Annotated in this window: 19 protein-coding genes; 12 read left to right on the forward strand and 7 right to left on the reverse strand. The window is 68.9% G+C overall.

Going from position 1 to position 23,449, the window contains the following annotated elements; translation table 11 throughout:
- Window positions 1-10: 10 nt before the first annotated feature.
- Complete coding sequence (locus OV287_RS56215; RefSeq protein WP_308809695.1) at window positions 11-1,102, reverse strand: FHA domain-containing protein; 1,092 nt, start codon at window positions 1,100-1,102, stop codon at window positions 11-13.
- Between the two features lie 120 nt (window positions 1,103-1,222).
- Here OV287_RS56215 and OV287_RS23465 point away from each other — a divergent pair, with 120 nt between their 5' ends.
- Together OV287_RS23465 and OV287_RS23470 are read left to right on the forward strand one after the other, a co-directional pair.
- A complete protein-coding gene (locus OV287_RS23465) occupies window positions 1,223-3,433 on the forward strand; it encodes a RelA/SpoT family protein (RefSeq protein ID WP_267536263.1) in 2,211 nt (736 codons plus the stop codon).
- A gap of 196 nt (window positions 3,434-3,629) precedes the next feature.
- Window positions 3,630-4,016 carry a RidA family protein gene (locus OV287_RS23470; protein WP_267536264.1) on the forward strand — a complete coding sequence of 129 codons (387 nt, stop codon included), beginning with the start codon at window positions 3,630-3,632 and terminating at the stop codon, window positions 4,014-4,016.
- A gap of 137 nt (window positions 4,017-4,153) precedes the next feature.
- Here the strand turns inward: OV287_RS23470 and OV287_RS23475 are convergent, their stop codons facing one another.
- Window positions 4,154-6,124: a DsbA family protein gene (locus OV287_RS23475; protein ID WP_267536265.1), complete on the reverse strand. Its 1,971-nt coding sequence runs from the start codon at window positions 6,122-6,124 to the stop codon at window positions 4,154-4,156.
- A 220-nt stretch (window positions 6,125-6,344) separates the two neighbouring features.
- Here OV287_RS23475 and OV287_RS23480 point away from each other — a divergent pair, with 220 nt between their 5' ends.
- Window positions 6,345-6,584 (forward strand): sulfurtransferase TusA family protein, encoded by a 240-nt coding sequence (locus OV287_RS23480; protein WP_267536266.1) that lies wholly within the window; start codon window positions 6,345-6,347, stop codon window positions 6,582-6,584.
- A 102-nt stretch (window positions 6,585-6,686) separates the two neighbouring features.
- On the opposite strand, the gene OV287_RS23485 is transcribed toward OV287_RS23480, so the two are convergent.
- On the reverse strand, window positions 6,687-7,601 hold the full coding sequence (locus OV287_RS23485) for an ABC transporter ATP-binding protein (protein ID WP_267536267.1): 915 nt from the start codon (window positions 7,599-7,601) through the stop codon (window positions 6,687-6,689).
- Window positions 7,598-8,362 carry an ABC transporter permease gene (locus OV287_RS23490; protein WP_267536268.1) on the reverse strand — a complete coding sequence of 255 codons (765 nt, stop codon included), beginning with the start codon at window positions 8,360-8,362 and terminating at the stop codon, window positions 7,598-7,600. Before OV287_RS23490 ends, OV287_RS23485 begins: the two co-directional genes overlap by 4 nt.
- A gap of 165 nt (window positions 8,363-8,527) precedes the next feature.
- Here OV287_RS23490 and OV287_RS23495 point away from each other — a divergent pair, with 165 nt between their 5' ends.
- The 5 genes from OV287_RS23495 to OV287_RS23515 all read left to right on the forward strand — a co-directional run bounded on the left by OV287_RS23495 (window position 8,528) and on the right by OV287_RS23515 (window position 14,415).
- On the forward strand, window positions 8,528-9,970 hold the full coding sequence (locus OV287_RS23495; RefSeq protein ID WP_267536269.1) for a penicillin-binding transpeptidase domain-containing protein: 1,443 nt from the start codon (window positions 8,528-8,530) through the stop codon (window positions 9,968-9,970).
- Window positions 9,971-10,114: 144 nt separating this feature from the next.
- Entirely contained in the window at window positions 10,115-10,777 is a 663-nt protein-coding gene (locus OV287_RS23500) for a hypothetical protein (RefSeq protein WP_267536270.1), read from the forward strand.
- 57 nt (window positions 10,778-10,834) lie between these two features.
- Entirely contained in the window at window positions 10,835-12,202 is a 1,368-nt protein-coding gene (locus tag OV287_RS23505; protein ID WP_267536271.1) for a thioredoxin family protein, read from the forward strand.
- Between the two features lie 91 nt (window positions 12,203-12,293).
- Window positions 12,294-13,973, forward strand: a complete 1,680-nt coding sequence (locus OV287_RS23510; RefSeq protein ID WP_267536272.1) for an RluA family pseudouridine synthase — start codon at window positions 12,294-12,296, stop codon at window positions 13,971-13,973.
- Between the two features lie 73 nt (window positions 13,974-14,046).
- Complete coding sequence (locus tag OV287_RS23515) at window positions 14,047-14,415, forward strand: ATP-grasp domain-containing protein (RefSeq protein WP_267536273.1); 369 nt, start codon at window positions 14,047-14,049, stop codon at window positions 14,413-14,415.
- Here OV287_RS23515 and OV287_RS23520 read toward each other — a convergent pair.
- Window positions 14,402-15,574: a DUF4388 domain-containing protein gene (locus OV287_RS23520; protein ID WP_267536274.1), complete on the reverse strand. Its 1,173-nt coding sequence runs from the start codon at window positions 15,572-15,574 to the stop codon at window positions 14,402-14,404. The genes OV287_RS23515 and OV287_RS23520 overlap by 14 nt on opposite strands.
- Before the next feature lie 21 nt (window positions 15,575-15,595).
- Between OV287_RS23520 and OV287_RS23525 the strand changes: the two genes are divergently transcribed.
- From OV287_RS23525 to OV287_RS23535, 3 genes are all read left to right on the forward strand, one after another.
- The gene (locus OV287_RS23525) at window positions 15,596-15,874 is read left to right on the forward strand and encodes a glutaredoxin family protein (protein WP_267536275.1); all 279 of its coding nucleotides are present in this window, start codon (window positions 15,596-15,598) and stop codon (window positions 15,872-15,874) included.
- A gap of 129 nt (window positions 15,875-16,003) precedes the next feature.
- A complete protein-coding gene (locus OV287_RS23530) occupies window positions 16,004-16,939 on the forward strand; it encodes a GGDEF domain-containing protein (RefSeq protein WP_267536276.1) in 936 nt (311 codons plus the stop codon).
- Between the two features lie 71 nt (window positions 16,940-17,010).
- A complete protein-coding gene (locus OV287_RS23535) occupies window positions 17,011-18,660 on the forward strand; it encodes a sigma-54-dependent transcriptional regulator (protein ID WP_267536277.1) in 1,650 nt (549 codons plus the stop codon).
- A 4-nt stretch (window positions 18,661-18,664) separates the two neighbouring features.
- Here the strand turns inward: OV287_RS23535 and OV287_RS23540 are convergent, their stop codons facing one another.
- Both OV287_RS23540 and OV287_RS23545 read right to left on the reverse strand, forming a co-directional pair.
- A complete protein-coding gene (locus tag OV287_RS23540; RefSeq protein WP_267536278.1) occupies window positions 18,665-20,635 on the reverse strand; it encodes a putative metal-binding motif-containing protein in 1,971 nt (656 codons plus the stop codon).
- Window positions 20,636-20,691: 56 nt separating this feature from the next.
- Window positions 20,692-22,440, reverse strand: coding sequence for a DEAD/DEAH box helicase (locus OV287_RS23545; protein ID WP_267536279.1), 1,749 nt, complete (start codon window positions 22,438-22,440; stop codon window positions 20,692-20,694).
- 536 nt (window positions 22,441-22,976) lie between these two features.
- On the opposite strand from OV287_RS23545, the gene OV287_RS23550 reads away from it, so the two are divergent.
- Window positions 22,977-23,435 carry an Imm26 family immunity protein gene (locus tag OV287_RS23550; RefSeq protein ID WP_267536280.1) on the forward strand — a complete coding sequence of 153 codons (459 nt, stop codon included), beginning with the start codon at window positions 22,977-22,979 and terminating at the stop codon, window positions 23,433-23,435.
- Window positions 23,436-23,449 lie beyond the last annotated feature (14 nt).

Genomic DNA, 23,449 nt, shown 5'->3' on the forward strand with positions numbered 1-23,449 from the left:
GGCGCGCTCCTCAGCCCATCAGCTCCACTTGGATGATGTGCTGGCCCAGGCGCACGCGATCGCCAGGGCGCAGGGGCCGCTCCACCGAGGACGCCACCCGCACATACGTCCCGAGACCTCCAGAGAGGTCGCGAAGCTGGGCGCCAGCAGAGGTGAAGCTCAGCTCACAGTGCCGGCCAGCCATCCCTTCCTCCTGGGGATAGCTGAAGTCGCAGTTGGCCTGTCCGATGGTCAATAGGGGTGTGGACGTGACCACCGTGCGGCCGCTGCGGCCTCCCACCAGCACCTCCTCCACGCCGTAGACTCCCTGCCCGGGAGGAACGGGGGCGCCGTAGACGGTCGGGCGCCCGGCGAGGGGCGGCGGGGCCTCGAGCTTGCCGAGGAAGCGGAAGAGGCGCTGGCCGGCGACGAAGAAGGTCATGGGCGGGATCGTCTCCGCACCGGGGATGGTGACGTAGATACCCGAGGCGCTGGACTCATCACGCACATGCAGCACGTTATCCTTGATGAGGAAGGTGGCGTGCTGGGCGGAGACGAAGGTGTCGTCCGCGAAGAGGATGGCCCCTCGGGTGCGGCCCACGGTGCAGCCGGTGACGGGCAGCTTGAAGCGCTGACCGCGGGTCGTGCCGGCGACGACGGCCAGCCCGAAGCGGGAGGCGGCGGGAGCAGGGCGGGCTCCGGAGGCAGGTGCGGCGGCCGGTTTGGGTACCCCGGCGGCTGGGGCTGCAGCGGGGGTCGCGGGGGCGGCGGGGCGCGTGAGCGGCACTACGGGGGAGCGGGGTGCGGCCACTCCGGGCGCGGCGCGGGTGGCCAGGGGGATGCCACCGGCCGAGGCCACGGGGGCAGGGGTCCGCGAGGAGGCCGGACGGAGACCGGGCGGGGACTCGGGCGGACGGGCGGCCCCTGGAGGGGTCCGGGAGATACCAGGGGTGGGCTTGCCCGCCGAGGAGGCGGGCGTGGTCCTGGAAGGTGGCGGCTTCGCCGTGGCCGGCGCCTCGCTCAGTGAGGTGCCGCAGCTCGCGCAGACCTCCGCGCGAGGGGGGTTATAGCCGTCACAGTTCGGGCAGACCACGGCAAGGGCGGACAGCAGGAGCTGTGACATGGGCAGAGCGGACTCTAGAAGTGGCCGGAACGCGGGGTCAACGAAAGTGAGTCCCGAGCAAATCCCGAGGTTGTGACATTGCCCCCTCTGAGGGCGGCAGTTAGCATTGCTGACGATTCGATGATTCGCCTCAACGACATCCTCCAGCGGGTTGCCTCCTATCATCCGGACCCCGATCTGGACATCATCAAGAAGGCGTACGTCTACTCGGCCAAGGTACACCAGGGCCAACTACGCAAGTCGGGAGAGCCTTACCTCATCCACCCGCTCGAGGTCGCTGGCCTCCTGGCGGAGCTGAAGTTGGATGAAGCCTCCATCGTCACGGGCCTGCTCCACGACACCATCGAGGACACGCTCGCCACCGCCGAAGAGCTCACGGAGCTGTTCGGCCCAGAGGTCGCCCAGCTGGTGGATGGGGTGACCAAGCTGTCCAAGTTCTCAGCCTCGGCCACGCTCTCCCAGGAGGAGAAGCAGGCCGAGAACTTCCGGAAGATGATCATCGCGATGGCGCAGGACATCCGCGTCATCCTGGTGAAGCTGGCGGACCGCACTCACAACATGCGGACGCTGGACCACATGGCCGAGGAGAAGCAGCGCCGTATTGCCCAGGAGACCCTGGACATCTACGCGCCGCTGGCCAACCGCCTGGGCATCAGCTGGATCAAGACGGAGCTGGAGGATCTGTCCTTCCGCTACGTGAAGCCCCAGGACTTCGTTGCGCTGCAGGACAAGCTCAACAAGCGCAAGAAGGAGCGGGAGAAGTACATCGAGGACGTGAGCACCCTCATCCAGACGAAGCTGGAGGAGCGGGGCCTGAAGGGCGACGTGAGTGGCCGCTTCAAGCACGTCTACAGCATCTACAAGAAGATGAAGTCGCAGGGGATCGAGTTCGAGCAGATCCACGACATCATCGCCTTCCGCATCATCATGCCCGCGGTGCCCAGCTGCTACGAGGCGCTGGGCCTGGTGCACCAGCTCTGGAAGCCGGTGCCGGGGCGCTTCAAGGACTTCATCGCCATCCCCAAGCCCAACATGTACCAGTCGTTGCACACGACGGTGGTGGGGCCGCTGGGCGAGCGCATCGAGGTGCAGATCCGCACCCCGGACATGCACAAGGTGGCCGAGGAGGGCATCGCGGCGCACTGGGCGTACAAGGAGGGCAAGGCGGTCTCCGTCAGCAAGGACGACGAGAAGTTCGCCTGGCTGCGCCAGCTCATGGAGTGGCAGCAGGACCTCAAGGACCCCAAGGAGTTCCTGGAGACGGTGAAGGTGGACCTCTTCACCGACGAGGTCTTCGTCTTCACCCCCAAGGGGGACGTGAAGAGCCTGCCGCGTGGGGCCACGCCGGTGGACTTCGCCTACGCCATCCACTCGGACGTGGGTGGGCGGTGCGTGGGCGCCAAGGTGAACGGGAAGATCGTCCCGCTGCGCTACAAGCTGAAGAACGGGGACACGGTGGAGGTGCTCACCAGCCCTCAGGCGCACCCGTCCAAGGACTGGCTCACCTTCGTCAAGACGAGCCGGGCGCAGCAGCGCATCCGCGCCTTCATCAAGCAGCAGCAGCGCGAGAAGAGCCTGCAGCTGGGCCGCGAGCTGCTGGAGCGGGAGCTGAAGCGCTTCCAGCTCAACTTCAACAAGCTGCTCAAGAGCGGCGCGCTGAAGAAGACTTGCGAGGAGCTCGGCTTCCGGGTGGAGGACGATCTGCTGGTAGCCCTGGGCTACGGCAAGGTGGTGCCCAACCAGGTGATTTCCCGCGTGGTGCCGCCGGAGAAGCTGGCGGCCGGCTCGGGAGAGGGCAAGGGCGCGCAGGCGGAGTCCCAGGCGCAGAGCAGCAGCATGTTGCCGGGGCTGTCGAGAGTCACCGACTTCGCCAAGAAGCTGGTGGGGAAGCAGAACAGCAGCGGAGTGCAGATCGGCGGCGTCGACGACGTGCTGGTGCGCTTCGGCCGCTGTTGCAACCCGGTTCCAGGCGATCCCATCGCAGGCTTTATTACCCGGGGCCGGGGCGTGACAGTGCACACGGTGGGCTGCGACAAGGCGCTGGCAACGGATCCCGAGCGCCGCGTGGACGTGTCATGGGACGTGCGTGGCGACTTCAAGCGCCCCGTCACCCTGCGCGTGCTGACGGCGGACCGGACGGGCCTGCTGGCGGACATCTCCAACACATTCTCGAAGAAGGGCGTCAACATCTCCCAGGCCAACTGCCGGGCCACGGGGGATGACCGGGCGGTGAACACCTTCGAGGTCACCATCTCGGACCTCAAGCAGCTCACCGATCTGATGCGCACCATCGAGCGGCTGCCGGGCGTCTACTCCGTCGAGCGCATCTGAGAGCCGGACCGGGGGCTCTCGTCACTCCTCTCCCTCCTTCCTCCCTCTCCCTCTGGGAGAGGGTCGGGGTGAGGGTTTTGCCCTGAGCATCACCTCGCGTCCCGGGCCTGCGAGGGGTTGGCCGGCCGCCGTGCAGATGCTAGAGCCGCCGCGGACGCGCGGCCGCTCCTGGCCGCCTCGTTTCCGAGGTGAACTCATGGCTCGCAAGATTGTGCACTCCGACGACGCGCCCAAGGCGATTGGCCCCTACTCGCAGGCCGTGCAGGTGGACGCGGGGAAGATGACCTTCCTGTCCGGGCAGATTCCCCTGGATCCCAAGACGATGCAGATGGTGGAGGGGGACGTCGTTGATCAGGCCGAGCAGGTGATGAAGAACCTGGGCGCGGTGCTGAAGGCCTCCGGCCTGGACTTCTCCCACGTGGTGCGCTGCACCATCTTCCTCACCGACCTGGGCGACTTCACCAAGGTGAACGAGGTCTACGGCCGCTACTTCACCGGGGCGCCCCCGGCTCGCGCCACCGTGCAGGTGGCCGCGCTGCCCCGCGGCTCCAAGGTGGAGATCGACGCCATCGCCGTGTCCTGAGCGCGAGCGGGGAGAGGAGACCCTCACCCCGACCCTCGCCCAGAGGGAGAGGGAGCTCCCGCAAAGAGAAAGGCCGCCGGACCCACTTCGGTCCGACGGCCTTTTTCATTCACTCGCCTCGTGGGAGGCGGCGGGGACTACTTCTGGTCCGCCGCGACCGAGCCCTTCTTCTTCAGCTCCTCGTCGATGATGCGCTTGAAGGCGTCGGGAGGCTGCGCACCGACGACCGAGCGGCCATTGATGAAGAAGGTGGGGGTGCCGTTGACGCCCACGCGGGTGGCCTCGCTCATGTCCGCGGCGACCTGGGCATCGTACTTGCCGGAGTCGAGCGCGGCCTTGAACTGGCCCATGTTCAGGCCCAGCTCCTGGGCGTACTTCTCGAGCGAGGCGCGATCCAGGGAGCGCTGATTGGCGAACAGCTTGTCGTGGTACTCCCAGAACTTGCCCTGCTCATGGGCGGCGAGGGCGGCGGCGGCGGCCGGCTTGGCGTTCGCGTGGAAGGCCAGGGGCTGGTTCTTGAAGGCCACGCGGACCTTGCCCTTGTACTCGTCCTCGATCTGCTTGAGCGTGGGCAGCACGCGGCTGCAGAAGGGGCACTCGAAGTCAGAGTAGGCCACGATGGTGATCGGGGCGTTCTTCGGACCACGCGCGGGGGCATTGCCCACCTCGATGTTCTGCACGGGGGCCTCGGCCGGGGCCTGAGCCTGGGGAGCGGAGCCATTGGACTTCACGCCCTCCTCGATGAGCTTGGCGTACAGGTCCGCCTGCTTGGTGCCGGAGGCCAGCAGCTTCTCGGCGCGCGCCTTCTCCTCCTCGATGATCTTCTTGAAGTTGTCGAAGGGCTGGGCGCCCACGAACTCACGGCCGTTGACGAAGAACGTCGGGGTGCCATTGGCGCCCGCCGCGGTGCCGGCAGCGGAGTCCGCCTCCACCTTCGCGCGGAACTTGCCGGAGTCGAGCGCGGCCTTGAACTGGCCCATGTTCAGGCCCAGCTCCTGGGCGTACTTCTCGAGCGAGGCGCGATCCAGGGCGCGCTGATTGGCGAACAGCTTGTCGTGGTACTCCCAGAACTTGCCCTGCTCATGGGCGGCCAGGGAGGCCTCGGCGGCGCCCTTGGCGTTCGGGTGGAAGGACAGCGGCTGGTGACGGAACAACACGCGCACGTCCTTGGGGTACGTCTCCTTGATCTGCTTGAGCGTCGGGCCGACGCGGCTGCAGAAGGGGCACTCGAAGTCGGACCACTCGACGATGGTGACCTTGGCGTCCTTGGGGCCGAAGGCGGGGGCGTCGGCGGGCGCGTCCACCTTGCGGTAGGCCTGCGCCGGGGCCTGCTGCTCGCGCGGGTTGTTGCGGGGAGCCGACTCCACGCCCTTGGCGATGATGGCGGCGTACACCTGGCTGGCAGGGGTGCCCGAGCGCGTCAGGGCCTCGGCCTTGCCGAGCTCCTCGTCGATCAGGCCCTTGAAGTTGTCGATGGGCTGGGCGCCGGAGAGGAAGCGGCCGTTGATGAAGAAGGCCGGGGTGCCGCTGGCGCCGAGCTTGCCGGCCAGGGCCTGGTCGCGGTCGATGAGGGCGGTCAGCTCCGGCTTGGCCATGCTCGCCTTCCAGCGGGAGATGTCCAGGCCGAGCTCCTGGGCGTAGCTCTCCAGGTTGGAGTCCTCGAGGGCCTTCGCGTTGGCGAAGAGCTTCTCGTGGTACTCCCAGTACTTGCCCTGCTCACCGGCGGCCAGGGCGCCCAGAGCGGCGGGCTTCGCGCGGGGGTGGAAGGAGAGCGGGTTCTGCTTCATGACCACGCGCAGCTTGCTGCCGTAGTCCTTCTGGAGCTGCTTCACCGTCGCATCGGCGCGGGAGCAGAAGGGGCACTGGTAGTCGGAGAACTCGACGAGCGTGACGAGCGCGTCGGCGTTGCCCTTCACGGGCGAGCCGTCGATGGGAACCTTGAAGACGGTGGGGTCCACCTGCCGGGCATTCGGACGGGCGGCGTTGGCGGCAGCCGCGGGCTTGTTGGCTGCGGCGGAATCCTTCGTGGTGCCGCCGGTGATGGCGCGGCCACCAACGAATCCCAGCACCAGGCCCACCAGAAGGGCCACGATCACATTGGGTTTCATGAGTCTGTTCTGCTCCTAAGTACGTCGTCAGGTCCGACTACGGTCCCGGGCTTTGATCAAGTCAGCAGGGCGCGGGTAGATAACAGAGCCCGTTCCGAGCACGCAAGGCGGGCAGGCGTGCTCTGACTGGGTGAAGACGCCACCCAGGGCCCCGAAAACACAACGGTTTTTGGCGAAAATTCCTCCGGCGAGTCGCTCGCTCCGGGCCTACACTGGACTCATGCAGCCGGACGTACGCGTGGATGCCTCGGGGACTTACTGCCCGGTTCCCATCCTGGAGATCGCCAAGGCGGTGCGCCGGCTGGCGCCCGGGTCCCTCGTGGAGCTCGTGGCCACCGATCCGGGCGTCCAGGCAGACCTGCCCGCGTGGTGCGAGGCCACGGGCAATGCCCTGCTCGGCCTGGAGCAGCGCGGCACGGCCTGGGTGGCCTGGGTCCGCAAGGCGGGCGGAGGGGCGTGAGAGGGGGCGGGTTACCATCCGGACGCTGGTGACACGAACCGCCCCGGAGTTTCACCCGGGATTTTCCGGGGATTTCTTTTTCGCCCGGGGAGCCTGCCCGCTCTACGTGAGTTGCAGCACCCGCTCCTCCAGCCGACGGCCCCGCGAGACACCCAGGATGAGGACCCCTGTCTGCAGCAGGTGGCCCACGACGCGGCTGATGACCTCCTCGGGCTGATGGGCCTGGCCGTCGAAGCGAACGTGGAGGAGTGTCTCACCCTCCATTCGCGCCGAGATGACGCCGGGGAGGGACTGGAGCTCCGGGAGGATGACGGTGCCTCGGGCCACCTGGACGCGGAACTCGGCGCCCTGGCTGGTGAGCTCGGCCATGGTGCCGGCCTGGGCCAGCTTGCCCCGGTCGAGGATGGCCGCCGCGTCACAGAGCTGCTCCAGCTCCTGGAGGTTGTGGCTGGAGACCACCACGGTGGTCTGCTGATCCTTCAGCTCGCGGATGACCTGGCGCACCTGGTTGGCGATGCGCGGATCCAATCCGGCGGTGGGCTCGTCGAGCAGCACCAGCGGCGGCTTGCCCATCAGGGCTTGTGCTAGGGCCGCGCGCTTGGCCATTCCGTGCGACAGCGCGTGCGTCTCCACATCCCAGGCCTCCATCAGGCCCACCCGCTCGAGCGACGTGCGCGCCTCCTGCTCGGGCGTGCTCAGGCCGCTCAACCGCGCCCAGTATGTGAGCAGCGGCCCCACCTTCCAGCCGCCGGGCAGCATCGCGTCCTGGGGCAGCACGCCGATCTTCCCCTTGAGGGCCCCATCCTCGAAGGGGTTCACCCCCATCACCCGCACCGTGCCTCCGGAGGGGCGCAGGTAGCCGCACATCATGGAGAAGGTGGTCGTCTTCCCGGCGCCGTTGGGGCCGATGAGGCCGTACACCTCGCCCCGGTTGATGGAGAGGCTCACCCCATCCACCGCCACCTTGGCGCCGAAGCGCCGGGTGACTCCGACAATCTCGATGGCCCGCTCGCTCACAGGTCCCTCTCGCGCAGGATGAAGAAGGCGCCGCCGAGGAACAGCAGCGTGAAGACGGCATAGGCCGCGACGCTTCCCACGACCGCCGCCGCGTCCGGGTAGAGCAGCCGGGTGGAGTACCTCAAGGGCGAGAGGTAGCGGATGTTGCGCAGCGGGTGGCCCTCGTCGAAGAGGGCCGTCGTCCAGAGCAGGAAGGAGAGCAGCAGGACGCTGAAGTTGAGGATGAGGCTCACCGCGGGGCTGGTCGTGACGCTAGAGCAGAGCGAGGTGAGCGCCAGGAAGGCCAGGGAGAAGACCGTGGAGGCCAACCAGAAGCGGAGCACGTTGGTGCCGAAGGCCGCGAGGCCGAAGCCCGGCGTGGTCACCCAGGCGTACACGCACAGGCCCAGGTCGAGCACGAACACGAGCCCCAGGAGCACCGTGGTCTGTGCGAGGAACTTGCCCAGCAGCACCGACGAGCGGCGGGCCCGGACGGTGAGGTAGCGGATGGAGCGCGGGCCCACCTCGCCGCTCACCGAATCAAACCCCATCAGCGCCACGTAGAGCGGCAGGAAGAAGAGGCTGAGGTAGAAGACTCCCAGGACCGAGACCGGCATCTCCCCACTCGGGATGATCATGCCGGACTGGCTCATCTGCTGGAGGAAGGTCCGGAAGGCGGCCACCGCCACGAAGACCAGCAGAGAGAAAAGGCAGTAGAGCCCGAGCAGCGCCAGCACGCGGGAACTGCGCAGCGTGCGCCGACACTCGGCACTCCAGATCACTGCAGTCTCATTCAATACGTTCAAGGCAGGTGGACCCTACCGGGACCAAAGAGGGCTCGCCAGGATTCTCGCCCTCCAGGGGAACGCCTGCGATGGAATGGACGTCTCGATGAAGGCGGGTACCATGCCCCTCCCCCCTCCACCCCCCTCGCGCGACGGTTCCGCATGACGCTCTCCCGGGTCCTCCCCGCCACGCTGCTCGTCCCCCTGTTCCTCTTGCTCGTTGGTGCGGACGATGTCAGCCCGCTGGAGGCCGAGAAGGAACCGGTGGCTGAGGCCGCTCTCTCGGATGCCGGGCTGGCGGACGCGGGCGTGGCCGAGGTCTCGGATGGCTCCGACGCCGGGGTGATGCTGGGACTCGTCCCGCCTGCGCCGGTGCCCTCTCGTGAGCAGGATCCGCCCATTACCCGCATGCGCCCGCTGCCGGCGAAGCAGGACGTGCTCGCCCGCGCGAAGAAGGACGCCCAGGGGCGGTTGGTGGTGCCGGGACCCAAGGGCGAGGTGCCACTGACCATTGATCCGGTTCTCCAGTCGCAGCTCACCGGCATCCTCGGCCAGTACCGGGTGCCCTATGGGGCGGTGGTGGTGCTGGAGCCCTCCACGGGCCGTGTGCTGGCCATGGCCGAGCACTCGCAGGCCCAGCCGGGGCTGCGCGGACTGGCCACGCGCGCGGTGTTCCCCGCGGCCAGCATCTTCAAGATTGTCACCGGCGCGGCGCTGCTGGAGGCGGGCGTTACGCCCATGGAGGAGACATGCTTCCACGGCGGCAAGCGCCGGCTCTCCGAGAAGCTGCTGCAGGACAGCGCGCGGGACGGCCAGTGCCACTCGCTGGCCGAGGCCATGGGCAAGAGCGCCAACGTCATCTTCGCCAAGCTGACGCAGCGCTACCTGTCGCCCAAGGCGCTGAAGCACGCGGCGGCTCGCTTCCACTTCAACCGGGAGCTGTCCTTCCCGGTGCCTACGGACGTGTCGCTCGCCGCCGTGCCGGAGGAGGACGAGTTCCGCTTCGCCCAGACGGGCGCGGGCTTCGGGGACGTGTACCTCTCGCCGCTGCATGGCGCGCTGCTGGCGGCCGTGGCGGCCAACGGGGGCGTGTGGCGGGACCCCGTCCTCTTCGAGCCCGGCGCGGATGCACAGCCTCAGCCCCCCGAGCAGGTCCTGTCTCCCGAGGTGGCGCGCGATCTGGCGACCCTGATGGAGGCCACGGTGACGAAGGGCACCGCGCGCCGGATCTTCCGCGAACGCGGCATGCGTGTGCCGGGCGCGGTGGGCAAGACGGGCACGCTGGCGGACCGCAACCCCTTCCGCGACTACTCGTGGTTCGTGGGCTTCGCGCCCAAGGACAACCCGAAGGTGGCGGTGGCGGCGGTCATCGTCAACGAGCCCATCTGGCACATCCGCGCCACGTGGCTCGGCCGCGAGGCCATGCGTCTGGGCCTGGCTCGCCTGCCTCCGGGAGCGCTCGAGGCTCCCGCGAAGGACGAGGCCACCGAGCCTCAAGACGAGGCCCCCGCGGAGGAGGAGTCCGTGGACGAGGCGCTGTCCACCCAAGAGGTGGTCGGAGCCCCAGCCGCACCGGACAGCAAGGCGGCGATGACGCGCCCCTGAGCCTGTGCTCCCTCTCCCTCTAGGAGAGGGCAGGGGTGAGGGTCGTCCCCGCTCACCGCTCACCGGGAACCGGCGACGGTGTCTGGCATCGCGAGCCCTTCACGGGGTTCGCGCCGACTCGTACGCAGAGGGGGGGAGCACCACGTGGAGCCCAGGTCTCAGCAGTCTCCAAGCGCTGTCCAGTGGCTGTTGTTGTCCACCGGGGTGGTGGCCTTCATCGCCGTCTCGGGGGTGGTGGGGATGCGGCTGGTGCGCGACCTGTTGCCCAAGTCTCGTTGCTGCGCCCCCATCCACGAGGCAAAGGCGAATCTCAAGGCCCTGTACACCAACGAGTGGGCCTTCCTCCTGGAGAAGGACGTCTTCTCGGAGGACATGAACCCGATCGGGTTCGAGCCGGAGCTGGGGAATCGCTACACCTATTTCGCGGCCCCTCGAGGACGCGTGTTGAAGTTCGAGGAGCGCAAGACTCCACGGTCCTCGGTGGGCGGGTCGAGGTCGGCGGCCTACCAGATCGTGGCCGCGGATCCGCAAGTGCCGAAGTTCCGGGGCACCTTCGAGACCTTCGTGCAGACGGACTGCCCGCTCACGCCCGCGACGCTGCCGGATGGAACTCGTGCGGGTCTGGGAGTCACCCTGCCGGACGGAGGGTCCAGCCAGGGCGTGTTCATCGGCGCGGCGGCGGCCAACATCGACGACGACTCCACGCCAGACTGTTGGTCCATCGCCACGGTGGAGCGCGTGGCAGCCGATGGCTACCGCATCGCTCCTGGCGAGCCCTACAACGAACTCAACGACGTGGAGCACTGAACCGAGACGGGAACTTCTGTGCGCGGGCGGTGTCTGGTCCGCGCCGGAGGAGACCCTATGCGTCACGCCTGGATTCTGTTGCTGCTGCTGTCCGCTCTCACCGTGGGCTGTGCGACGGCCCGGACGGATCCGGGTGCCCGAGGCACTCCCTCCGCGCCCGGGTCGATGCCGGAGTTCATCGAGAATGACTACGCGGCGGCACTGCGCGAGGCGAGGACCCGCCACCTGCCGCTCCTGATCAAGGTCTGGGCCCCCTGGTGTCATGCCTGCCTGTCGATACAGGCCAACGTGCTGCCCCATCCCTCGGTGGCACCGTTCGCCGCGCGCTACGTCTGGCTGGCCATCGACACGGATGACCCCGCCAACGCCGCGTTCCTCCAGCGCTTCCCGATCGACACCTGGCCCACGGTGCTCGTGATCGACCCTGGCGGAGAGACCGTTCTGGCGCGCACGGTGGGCGGAGCCTCGGTCGAGCAGTTCGTGAGCCTGCTCGAGCACGGCCTGCGGGCCTCTCAGGGCCAGCTCGAGGCCGCCGACAAGGCCCTTGTGCTCGCGGATTCCCACTCCGCCGCGGGGAACCACGCCGAGGCGGTGCTCGCCTACCGGGAGGCGCTGAAGAAGGCTCCGGCGGGTTGGCCGGCCCGAGCCAGGGCCGTCACCACTCTGCTGAATTCGCTCGGTGCGGCCGGGGAGAGTGAGTCGTGTACCCGCACCGCCCTCGAGGAGCTTCCCCAACTCCAGGCCGCCGAGGATCAGACCAAGGTCGCCGCCGTGGGGGTCGCATGCTCCCTGGATCTTCCCGAGGGAGACAGTGCCGCGCTCCGGGGCCAGCTCGTTCTCGCCGCCGAGAGGACGCTCCGATTGCCCCCGGAAGCAGTGGAGCCCGACCTCCGGTCCAGCCTCTATGAAAGTCTGGTCGAGGCTCGCCAGATGAACGGCGATGAAGCCGGAGCCACCGCCCTTGCCGAGGAGTGGCTCGTCTTCTTGGAACGAAGCGCGGGTCGGGAGCGAACGCCGCAGGAGAAGACCGTCTTCGACGGTCACCGGGTGATGGCGGCGTTGTCCCTCGGCCGCCCGGAGCAGGCCGTGCCCGCGCTCGAGGAGAGCGAGAAGGCGCTGCCGAGCGACGACAACCCTCCGACCCGGCTGGCAATGCTCTACTTGCAGGCGGGCCGCCTGGAGGAGGCGCTGAAGGCGAACGATCGGGCGCTGGCGCTCGCGCGAGGTGCCGCGCGGATGCGGGTTCTGAATCTGCGCTCGGACATCCTCCTCGCGCGTGGAGACCGCTCTGGCGCGGAGGAGTGCCTCAGGAAGGCCATTGCCGAGGGCCGTACGGCGGCCGATATGAGCTCCCGCCGGCAGCTCGTGTGGCTGGAGAAGAAGCTGAAGGCGTTCGACGGTGCGGAGGCGGGTTCGGCACGCTGACTGAGCCGCCTCCAGGCATGGCGGGTGCTCCGCCGCTCAAGCACCGAGCAGCCGCTCTCCACATCTTCACGCTTCGTGCTACGGGAGAGCCGTGGAGACGTGGGTCACACCTTTCGAGCCGCAGCCTGTCCCTGGCGACATCGCGGGGGCCTTCCCGAGCCCCTTCGACGAGCTCGGTCCCCATGCCCTGGCGCGCCGGGCCGCGGCGGTGTTGCAGGCGGAGTTCCGGGCGGGCTTCGTCGCTCCCGGGATTCCTGCCGCGATGCTGGATGGCCCCGAGGGCGGCAAGATGTTCGGCGTGCTCGTCGTGCGGACGCCCGACGGACGCATCGGCTTCCTCCGGTCCTTCTCCGGCATGCTCGCCGGGCGATGGGAGGTTCCAGGTTTCGTCCCGCCCCTCTTCGACCGCGAGACGCGGGAGCGCGTGGAGCCCGCGGGCGAGGCCGTGGTGAAGGCGTTGCTCGCCCGTGCCGAGGCGATGCGGACCTCGCCAGAACTCGTCGACATTCGGGCCGCCCATGAAGCGCTGGAGGCTCGTCACGCCGCGGAACGCGCGGAGCTGCGCACCCGGCACGAGGAGCGGAAGCGGCTGCGCCACGTGCGGCGGGCTGAGCTGGAGGCCTCCGGTGCACTCACGGACGCGGGGAAGCGCGAGGCCCTTCATGCGCTCGACCAGGAGAGCCGCGGTGACAAGGCGGAGCGGCGCCGGATGGAAGCGGCCCAGGAGGAGGAGTGCCGGGCCATCGAGCCCAAGCGGGCGCGGCTGGAGCGGCGCCTCCGGGCCCTCGAGCGCCTGCGGTGGATCGTCTGCCGCGTGCTCATGAAGCGGCTCCACGACACCTATGAGGTGCCCAATGCTCGGGGCGAGCGCCGTCCGCTCCGGGCCCTGTACTCCCGCGGAGAGCCGCCCTCGGGTGCCGCTGACTGTGCGGCCCCGAAGCTCCTCGCCCATGCCTTCACGCACGGCCTGCAACCGCTGGCCCTCGCCGAGTTCTGGTGGGGTGCTCCGCCATCCGCAGGGGGACGCGCCGCCGGTGCGTTCTATGCCGCCTGCAAGGACAAGTGCGCGCCCCTCCTTCCGTTCATGCTGGAGGGTCTCCAGGTCGAGTCTCCGAGGGCCTTCTCGCCACCGGCCGTCGTGGCCCAGGAGCTGTCCGTCGTCTTCGAGGACGCCTGGGTCGTGGTGGTCGAAAAGCCGAGCGGTCTGCTCTCAGTGCCCGGGAAGGACACCTCGGTGACGGACTCGGTACTCGCCCGGCTGCGCGCCCGCTATCCGCACGCGACGGGCCCGCTGCTCGTGCATCGGCTCGACCTGGACACCTCGGGCCTGCTCATCGCGGCGCTCGACTCGCGCACGCACGCGGCCCTGCAGCGGCAGTTCATCCAGAGGGAGATCCACAAGCGCTACGTGGCCTGGATCGAGGGCGTCGTCCAGGGCGAGGAGGGCACCATCGACTTCCCCATGCGCGTCGACCTCGACGACCGGCCTCGGCAGATCCACGATCCCGTGCACGGCAAGCCGGCGGTGACGCGGTGGCGGGTGCTCGAACGCCGCGGACAGCGTACCCGGGTGGCGTTCTTCCCCCTCACGGGCAGGACCCACCAACTGCGCGTCCATGCGGCGCATCCGCTCGGGCTCGGCGCTCCCATCGTCGGGGACCGCCTCTACGGACACGAGGACGTCCGCCTGCACCTGCACGCGGAGTCGCTCTCCTTCCAGCATCCGGAGACGGGCCAGCTCGTCTCCTTCGAGCGCCCGGCACCGTTCTGACGCCCCGAGCACCGGGCACCTTCCGGGCGCGTGCCAGGCGAACTGGTCCGACCATCGGACCAGTTGCTCCCGAGTGCGTTCGGAGCCTCCCGCCACCAACGACTACGCCGTCATCGAGCCCTATATCGACTACCGGCGCGACGTGCGCTGCATGGCCATCGGCGATCGGCTCTGGGCCATGGCCCGCGAGGGTGCCGGTTGGAAGGCCAACGTCCAGACGCGCAAGCACCACGTCATCGATTCCCCTCCGCTCCTGGCCGAGCACACGCGGACCGCCATGCGCCACCTGGGAGCCGACATCCTCGCGCTCGACTTCCTGGAGACTCAGGAGGGGGAGTACGTGCTGCTCGAGGCCAATGACACCCCGGGCCTGTCCGGCTTCCCGGAGCAGCTCCGCTCCGAGCTGGCGGATTGTCTGCGCGACAAGCTCACCGCGGCATGAGCTTCACCAGCCCGGAGTCCACGAAGGCACGGAAGTACTTCAGTGCCTCCAGCTCCTTCAGCGGCGACATGGCGATGATGCTGCCCAGGTCTCGCTTGCCGTCGATGCGCGACAGCAGGTAGCGCTCGGGTGTGCCGAGCTGCAGCGTCTTGAGCTGCCCCGCTGACACCAGCAGCGAGGGCACCTGCGGCTTGTCCAGCATCTCCCGCCGCAGCGCCCCCACCAGCGCCGCCTCCGCCGAGCGCAGCAGTGCCTCCGTCTCAGGCGTGGGATCCATCTCGTGCGCACGGCGCGCCAGTGTCTCTCCGTCCCGGAAGTTGCCGTTCTCCAGGAAGGACTGCGCGGCCTGGATGACCTCGCTCGTTGGGGACTCGGCGCCGATTACATCCACGTCCACCACCTGTGCCTCGTCCTCGTCATCGGACGGCGGGGGCCGCTGACGCCCCGGCGGCGGCGTGGCTGATACCTTCACTGCTTCCAGCCGATAGAGTGCGTACAGGCGTTGGTACACCAGGAAGTCCGAGGCATGCAGCACCTTGGCCATCTCGTCGATCGTCAGACCCTCGCGAATGCGCTTCACCAGCTTCGCATCCAAGGTGCCCGGCTTGGGCGGCTCTGGCAGCCGGCCCTCATCCACCGTCAGGTACAGGTTCCCCGAGGGGAACGCCGCCCGGATGGACAGCCACGCCGTCTCGCGGAACTCGCCCTCGCGGTGCACGTCCGTCAGGTCCACCCGCGCGTCCACGCCCTCCATCGCCGCCACCGCGCCCGCGTCGAAGGAGAACTCGCCTTCCTCCCAGCGGAACATGTCCAGCAGCGTCTCGCGGAACTTCAGGGTGAGGGTGGCGCGCACCGTCTGCTCGGCCGCCAGTCCCGTCATCACCAGGATCTTCCCCAGCGGCACCCGCGTCTCGCGCTGGGTGGCGTACGCCTTGCTGAACTGCTCCTCGCTCAGGTGCCCCATGTTGATGAGGAACTGGCCGAGGAACTCGCGCGGCTGGTTGGAGCTGGCGCTGATCACCTGTCCGGTGCGCAGGAGGATCAGCTTGCGCACGCCCGCCCGCATGACCCGCAGCGTCCCGGTGGCCCTCCGGCTGCCGAGGTACGCGACGAGATCCTTCAACGGCATCGTCGAGAAGTCACCTGACAGGCCGCGCATGACGTCACATCCTTCTGCCGAATGATTGTCCGACTCTACTCGAAACCGAACTGTTGCCTCTGCGACCAGGCCAAGGAAGTGCTGGAGCGAGTGCGCGAGCGCATCCCCTTTGATCTGGTGGAAGAGGACATCCGGGCCAACCCGGACATCTTCGCCGCGTACCGCTACGACATCCCCGTGGTCATCATCGACGGCCGGGACACCTTCAAGCTCCGCCTGGACGAGGCCGAGGTCGAGGCGTGCCTCCTCCGGGCAACACGTGGCACGCCCGTTGCTCATTCCGGGGACCATGAGGAGTAAGTCCCTTCTCATCCCCAGGAAAAACAGGGGGATGCGGAGGGGTGGTGGTGGGTAGGGCTGTAAACCTGGGGAGAACGCCGGAGGAACGATGAGGAAAAAGGTTCTGGCCGGACGGGGGAGACGGTGGCGTTGAGGAGCAAGCACAAAAGGGCAGAGCAACCACTGACGGTGTTGGTGGTGGAGCCGAGGGCGGGAGACTTGGAGCACACGCGAGTGGTGCTGGGCGAGGCGGGCTTCCGGGTGGTGCCGGTGACGCGTTTCGACGCGGCGGGGCCGCTGTTCGAGGCCATCCGCCCGGACGCGGTGGTGCTGGCGGCGCAGCCCCCGGACTACGCGGCGGTGTCGGTGGCGCGACGGCTGCGGCAGATGGGCCGGGGCGCGGTGCCCATGCTGTACCTGGTGGACTCCGGGGACACGGCCACCTCCCGCCATTGCCTGGAGAAGGGGCTGTGCGTGGACATGGTGCCGCGCACGGGCTCGGGCGAGGAGCTGGTGCTGCGCCTGCGCGCCCAGCTGCGCCTCAAGGCGTCCGTGCGCCGGGCCATGCTGCCCGAGGACGCCGGCTCGGCGGCCATTCATGATCCGCTCACCAGCCTCTACAACCGCACCTTCTTGCTGGAGCTCATCGCCCTGGAGACGCGGCGCATCGAGCGCTTCGGGGGCAGCTTCTCGGTGGTGGCGGGGGCGCTCGACGACTTCCGCGCTCTGCGCAAGGAGTCCGGCAGGGGCCTGGCCGAGCGCCTGCTCGTCTACTGCGCGGTGGTGTTCGGCCAGACGGTTCGCGAGGCGGACGTGGTGGCCCGGGTGGGCGAGGACGAGTTCGCCGTGCTGCTGCCGGGGACTCCTACGGAGGGCGTGCCGGATGTGATGGCGCGCGTGGGCGAGCGCTTCGCCCTGGCGCGGCTGCAGGTAGAGGGCAGGGTGCTGCGCCCCTCGCTGGCCTTGGGAGCGGTGAGTTACCCGGACGTGGTGGGTTCTCCGGTGCAGCTGCTGAACAGCGCGCTGCAGTCGCTGCGCAGGGCTCGTGAGGAGCGCCGAAGCACCGGAATGGGACTGACGGTCTGACGAGGGATGGACCCGGAAGCGGGTGTCCCACGGAGTGAATCGAGATGGACAGGGTGAGGGGAGGCGAGGGGATGGATCGGATCGCGGTGCTGGTGGTGGACGACGAGGAGCAGGTGCGGACGTTCCTCGCCGAGCTGCTGAGCAGCTCGGGGTACCAGGTGCGCTGCGCGTCGAGTGGCTCCCAGGCACTGGAGATGCTCTCCGGTGGCTCGTTCGACGTGGTGCTGCTGGACGTGATGATGCCGGAGATGAGCGGCCTGGAGGTGCTGCGTCGCTACCGGGCCTCGGGCGGGGGCGTGCCCGTCATCGTCCTCTCGGCGCTCTCGGGCGCGGAGGACGCGATGCGCGCCATGAAGATGGGCGCCAGCGACTACCTCTCCAAGCCCTTCAGCAATGACGAGCTGGAGGACGCGATGGGCCGCGCCCTCGGGGCCAGCCGCATGCCGGCGCGCCAGGCGGCGGCGGGTGCTCAGGCTGCGGGTGCAGGGGCGTCCCGGGAGGAGGCGGGCGGGGAGCGGGTGCTCATCTCGCACTCGCCGGCCATGCGCAAGGTGCGCGCATTGGTGGAGCGCATCGCGGACACGGACGTGCCGGTGCTGCTGCTGGGCGAGTCCGGTACGGGCAAGGAGGTCATTGCCCGCGAGGTCCACGCGCGCAGCAACCGGCGCAACCGGCCGTTCATCAAGGTGAACTGCGCGGCGCTGCCGGGCGAGCTGCTGGAGAGTGAGCTCTTTGGCCACGAGCGGGGCGCCTTCACCGGAGCGACGGCGGAGAAGCCGGGCAAGTTCGAGCTGGCGGACCAGGGCACCATCTTCCTGGACGAGATCGGCGAGATGGCGATCCGGCTGCAGGCCAAGCTGCTGCAGGTGTTGCAGGACGAGGAGTTCTTCCGGGTGGGCGGCAAGAAGAGCGTCCGGGTGGACAGCCGCGTGGTGGTGGCGACGAACCGGGACCTGGAGCGGGAGATTGAGCTGGGCAACTTCCGCGAGGATCTCTTCTACCGCTTGAACGTGGTGGCCATCCGGCTGCCGGCGCTGCGCGAGCGCCCGGAGGACGTGGTGCCGCTGACGGACCACTTCCTGAAGAAGTACGGACGCCAGTACATGAGCGGGGTGGCGGAGTTGCCGCCCGAGGTGCTGAGGGCCTTCACCGAGTACGAGTGGCCGGGCAACGTGCGCGAGCTGGAGAACATGGTGCGCCGGCTGTGCGTGCTGAAGGATCCGACGCTGGTGCTGGACGAGCTGCGATCGGGAGGCCGTGCGCCGGCGAGCGCGCCGTCGCTGCCGACGTCGTACGGGGGAGACGGAGACGTGGATCCTCCGGCGCCGACGGTGGTGAGGACGCCGGTGCCTGCGGGTACGGTGACGGCGGCAGGCCCGGGCGGGGCGGTGCATGTGCTGGAGATGCCGGCGCGGGGGAGTGCGCCCTCGGCGGAGGTGCCAGTGAACCAGGTGGTGCCGACGCCGAGGTACGCGAATCCGTTCGACGTGCCGCAGCCACCGCCTCCGCCGCCGACGGTGCCGGAAGGGGAGATGTCGCTGAAGGACATCGGCAAGAGGGCGGCGATGCTGGCGGAGCGGGAGGCGATCCTGGCGATGCTGCAGCGCACGGCGTGGAACAAGCGACGTGCGGCGAGCAAGCTGCGCATCAGCTACAAGGCGCTGCTCTACAAGATCAAGGAATGCGGCATCGTGGACCCGAGGGCCGCGGCCGAGTTCTGAGCCGCTACTCTGGGAAGTGCACCACGCGGCCGCCGTCGCCCACGGCCCAGATGTCGCCCGGTGCACTGAGGGCGAGATCCCTCAGGGGCCTGTCCACCGTGGTCGCGGTGACCCATCCTCCCGTGCTCCGTCGGCGGATGGCACCGCTGGCACCGGTATCGGTGACGTAGAGGGAGGAGGGGTCCAGCACCACCACGCTGGAGAAGGGGGCCGTGGTGTTGTCCGCGGGCGGGGCCACGCGCGTCCAGCCGGTGCCCCCGCCCCAGGTCATCACCAGGCCGCCGTCCCCCACCGCAGCGGCGAGGCTCGTGCTGGCCATCCAGACGGCGCGCAGCGAGCCGATGTAGCCAGCGGGCACGCCCGCCAGGGTATGCGCCGTTACCGCCGCCAGCCCTCCCGAGCCGGGATAGCCGGCGATATGTGGCGCCGCGCCGTCGCCGTTCTTGTCACCGACGGCGAGCAGCTGCGTGGGAGAGAGGCCGTGGAGGCCTTGGTAGGTGGGGGGCGTCTCGTTGTAGTGCTCTTGCGGCGCGCTGCCCGGCGTCCACGCGTACAAGCGTCCCAGGTGGTCCACCGTGAAGAGCTGGGTCGTCCCTCCCGAGGTGAAGCCCTGGAGGCCCATGAGGTTGTTGGTCGAAGTAGGGACGGTGGTCTGGTTGAGGCAGGTGGTGCCGTCATGCTCGGCCAGGCGCCCGCCGTCACCGGACAGGAACACGTGCCCATCACTGGGCCGCACCCAGGCGGCGCGCCAGTTGTAGGCGCCGCAGCTCCCATCGAGGCTCTTGAAGGGCTGACCCGCCGAGGTCCGCACCGCGAGCACCCCGTTGTCTCCCGCCATCCACACCGGCAGTCCGCCCGGGCCGAGCGCCACGGTCTTCCACTGCCGGGTGACGGTCAGGGCGGCGTCCGTGAGCACCTTCCATCCCTTGCCAGCGCAGACACCGCCCTCGTCCCGCTGCGAGTCACAGGTATTGTCCCGATCGTCACAGACCTCGGCCCGGCCGCGCCGGTTGTGCGCGTCCTGGTCATCGCAGTCGTCCTTGTTGACGACGGTCGCCGCGGGAGGCGTCGCACCGGGGCACACCTGGACGGGGGTGGCACTCTCGTCGCCCGCACCATCTCCGTCCTGGTCCGGGTAGTAGGCGGTGGGCGCGGGCGCGTCGCATGCGAGGCCGTCATGGCTGGCGTTGCAGATGTACTTTCCGCCGGCACAGACGTTGGTGCACGCGGTGCCCTTGAGGGTGAAGCCATCGTCGGGCGAGCCGTCACAGTCGTCATCGACCTCGTCACAGCGGGTCTCGGTGGCGCTGGAGCGGGGCATGACCTCGGGGTTCGAGTCCATGCAGTCCATGGCGTTCTCGGCAAAGTTGGTGATGCCCTGCGCCACGGGCCGGGTGCAGCTCATCTGCGGCGCCGCCGCGCGGTCGCCAAAGCCGTCTCCGTCCCGGTCGGGGTACCAGGGCGTGCCCAGTCCCTCGCCCTGGTCGGTGCTCCCGTCGCAGTCGTTGTCGCGGTTGTCGCACACCTCGCCGCCGCCGGGCCGGATGCTGCCATCACCGTCGTCGCAGTCCGTCCCGCCGCCGGCCAGGGCGATGTAGCCATCCTCATCCGTGTCCGGCGCTTCCAGCGTGACGGCGAACCGCTCGATGTCCCCCTTCTGCTGGAGCGTCACCGTGTGCACGTCACGGGCGACCTCGGGCCCTTCGCAGGACTGCTCCTGGGCCGTGGTGGTGAGCTCCAGGGTGTGGCTCCAGTTCTCCTGCCGGAAGACGGCGAGCACCACGGTCGAAGGCCCGCGTGCGAGCACCTCGAGCCGTTGGCTGGCTTCCAGCGCCGGGTCTTCCGCATCCCGTGCATGGACGGTGATGCACCCGGCCTTGAAGCTGTAGGAGACCTCCACCCGCACGGCGGCTTCGGGCGCCCGGGGCCTGCATCCCGTGACGAGGAGGAGGAGGAGCGGTACAGATCGATGCATGAGGCCTGATTATAGAGTCAATCCGGCCTCTCGTGGGCGGAGGGCTGGCCCAGGCCTCAGGCCCGGTCGCGGCGGACCTGGACCTTCTTGCCGCGAAGGGTGGCTTGACGCAGGGCGGCGACGATCTGATCGGCGAGGGGCTCGGGCACCTCGACGAGGGAGTAGTTGTCCCCGATCTCGATGGCGCCGATGCGCCGTCCCTCCACGCCCGCCTCGCCGGCAATGGCCCCCACCAGGTCCGCGGGCCGGACGCCCGCGTGACGGCCTACGCCGATGAACAGCCGCGCCATGTCAAAGTCCTGCGAGGGACCCGCGCGCCGCTTGTCACCTCGGGGCGCCTTGGGACCTGGCCGCTCGCCGACCCCGGCGCGTGCCGCGGCCCGGGCGTTCTTGCCCGGCTTGGGGGGCCGCTCCGAGGGCTGGGGCATCGCGGGGATATCCTCCTCGGCCTCATCATGGCCCTCCACCTGCGCGTCGTGGATGAGCTTCACGGCGGCGGCGGCCACATCCACCAGGTCGAACTCGGAGGCGAGGTTCTCCACCACGGTGCGGTAGGAGTCGAGCTCGCCGGCCACGAGGGCCTCGCGCAGGGAGGCGCGCACCAGCTCGAGCCTGCGGGCGCGCAGGTCCGCCACGGTGGGCACGGTGGCCACTTCAATCCGCTGGCCGGTGAGCTTCTCGATGTTGCGCAGCAGCCGGTGCTCGCGCGGCTCGGCGAGGGTGATGGCCACGCCCTCGCGCCCGGCGCGGCCCGTGCGGCCGATGCGGTGGACGTATGCCTCGGGGGCGTTGGGCACGTCGTAGTTGACGACGTGGGACAGCTTCTCGATGTCCAGTCCGCGCGCGGCCACATCGGTGGCGATCAGCAGCTCCACCGCGTGCGTCTTGAACTGCTTGAGGACGCGGTCGCGCTGGGCCTGGTCCATACCGCCGTGGAGGGCCTGGGCGCGCCAGCCGCGGCCGTTGAGGGACACGGTGAGCTCGTCCACCTCGGTGCGGGTGCGGCAGAAGACGATGGCGGCGGTGGGAGCCTCGACGTCCAGCACGCGCCCGAGGGTGGCGGCCTTGAAGGCACGTGGGACGATGTAGGCAGTCTGGCGCACGCGGGGCCCGGTGCCGGGGGCGACCTTCTCCTTGGCGATGCGCACGTGGACGGGGGCCTGCAGGTGGCGCTCGGCGATGGAGGCGATGCGCGGGGGCAGGGTGGCGGAGAAGAGGGCCGTCTGGTGCTCCTCCGGGGTGGCTTCGAGGATGGCCTCCAGGTCCTCGGCGAAGCCCATGTCCAGCATCTCGTCGGCCTCGTCGAGCACGACGGTACGCACGGAGTCGAGCAGGAGCGACTGACGCTTGAGGTGATCCAACGCGCGGCCGGGGGTGGCGACGATGACGTCCACACCGCGCTTGAGCACGCGCAGCTGCTGGCCGATGGGCTGGCCGCCGTAGAGAGGGAGGACGGTGACGCCGAGCTTCTGGCCGTAGCGGTGGATGGCCTCGGCCACCTGCATGGCGAGCTCACGGGTGGGGACGAGCACGAGCGCGGAGGTGGAGTAAGGATCGAGCTTGCCGGGCGTGAGGTTCTGGAGCAGGGGCAGGGAGAAGGCGGCCGTCTTTCCGGTGCCGGTGGCGGCGATGCCGAGCAGATCCTTGCCCGCGAGCAGCGGGGGCAGGGCGGCGCGCTGGATGGGGGTGGGTTCCTCGTAGCCAAGGCCGCTGAGAGCCTCCACGAGGGCGGGCCCGAGGCCCAGTTGTTCGAAAGTCGGAATGTTCTCGGTGGGGGTGCTCACGATGGGGCGGGCTTGTACCATCCCTGTTGCCGAAGGTCTCTCGCTCCGTGTCCGAGTTGTCGGAGCGAGGTCACTATCCGCTGGGGCTGGACGGGGGCTCAGCGCGATGAGCTTGCCGGTATGAGCCTCGACGGTGTCCTTTGGCTCCCTGTAGCTTCGAGGCGAGGTCCCGCGAAGGAGGGCCAGGACCAAGAGGCTTCTCATGTCACGCTGGGTGTCGCTGCTGTTTTCCGTGTGTCTTGTGGGATGTAGCGGCACGATCCGAGGCGTTCATCCCGGCACTGGCCAGGACATGCTCAGGTTGGGGCTGCCCGTGGCGCCAATTGCCCAGTCTCCGCCGCGACAGCTCCAGGGAGTTGCGGGCGAGAGCTTGGGGAATGGCATTCCACGCGCAGTGCTCCGGCTCGTACCCCAAGGGGCCACGGCCGTGGCGGACACAGGAACTGTTGCCGCGACAGGAGAAGCCCTCGTGGCTGGTGGCGCGGTGCTGGCCGCAGGGGGCAGCGTTGTCCTGGTCTGCTTGACCATCAAAGCCACCCTGGACGGGGGATTGAGGAGTGCGAAAACAAAAACACAAGCCAGGGTCTTTTGTCAGAATCGCCCTCGCGGATGGCTCTTTCGGCTACGGAAGGCTACTCGAATCACCGTATGCCGCCTTCTATCAACACAGGACAATGAGTCCGGATTCTGAGCTGGATACGATCGGCGCGAGCCCCATGCTCTTCAAGACGGCTGTCCGCCATCTGGCCCTGGATTCGTGGGAGTTCATTGGGTGGAGAGCGCTCGAGGAGCACCTGTGTCAGCCGCTCGTCCGGTTCATGCAGGACGTGGGAGACTTCCGTCGCTGCACGATCTTTGACACGGCTGGCAATAGGAGAGCCGCCGAGCCCCAGGAATGTGTGGGCCTCGAGCGGGCGGCTGTGTGGGAACAGGATTCTATCGAGGAGCGCCTGCTCGATACCTTCATGGGGCGGCCCAATGCCGCTGAGGAGCACCTGAAGGTGCGGCTGCGCTAGCGCGACGAGCTCAC

Origin of the sequence: Archangium lansingense (genome assembly GCF_026626635.1) — a bacterium.
Classification (GTDB): domain Bacteria; phylum Myxococcota; class Myxococcia; order Myxococcales; family Myxococcaceae; genus Archangium; species Archangium lansingense.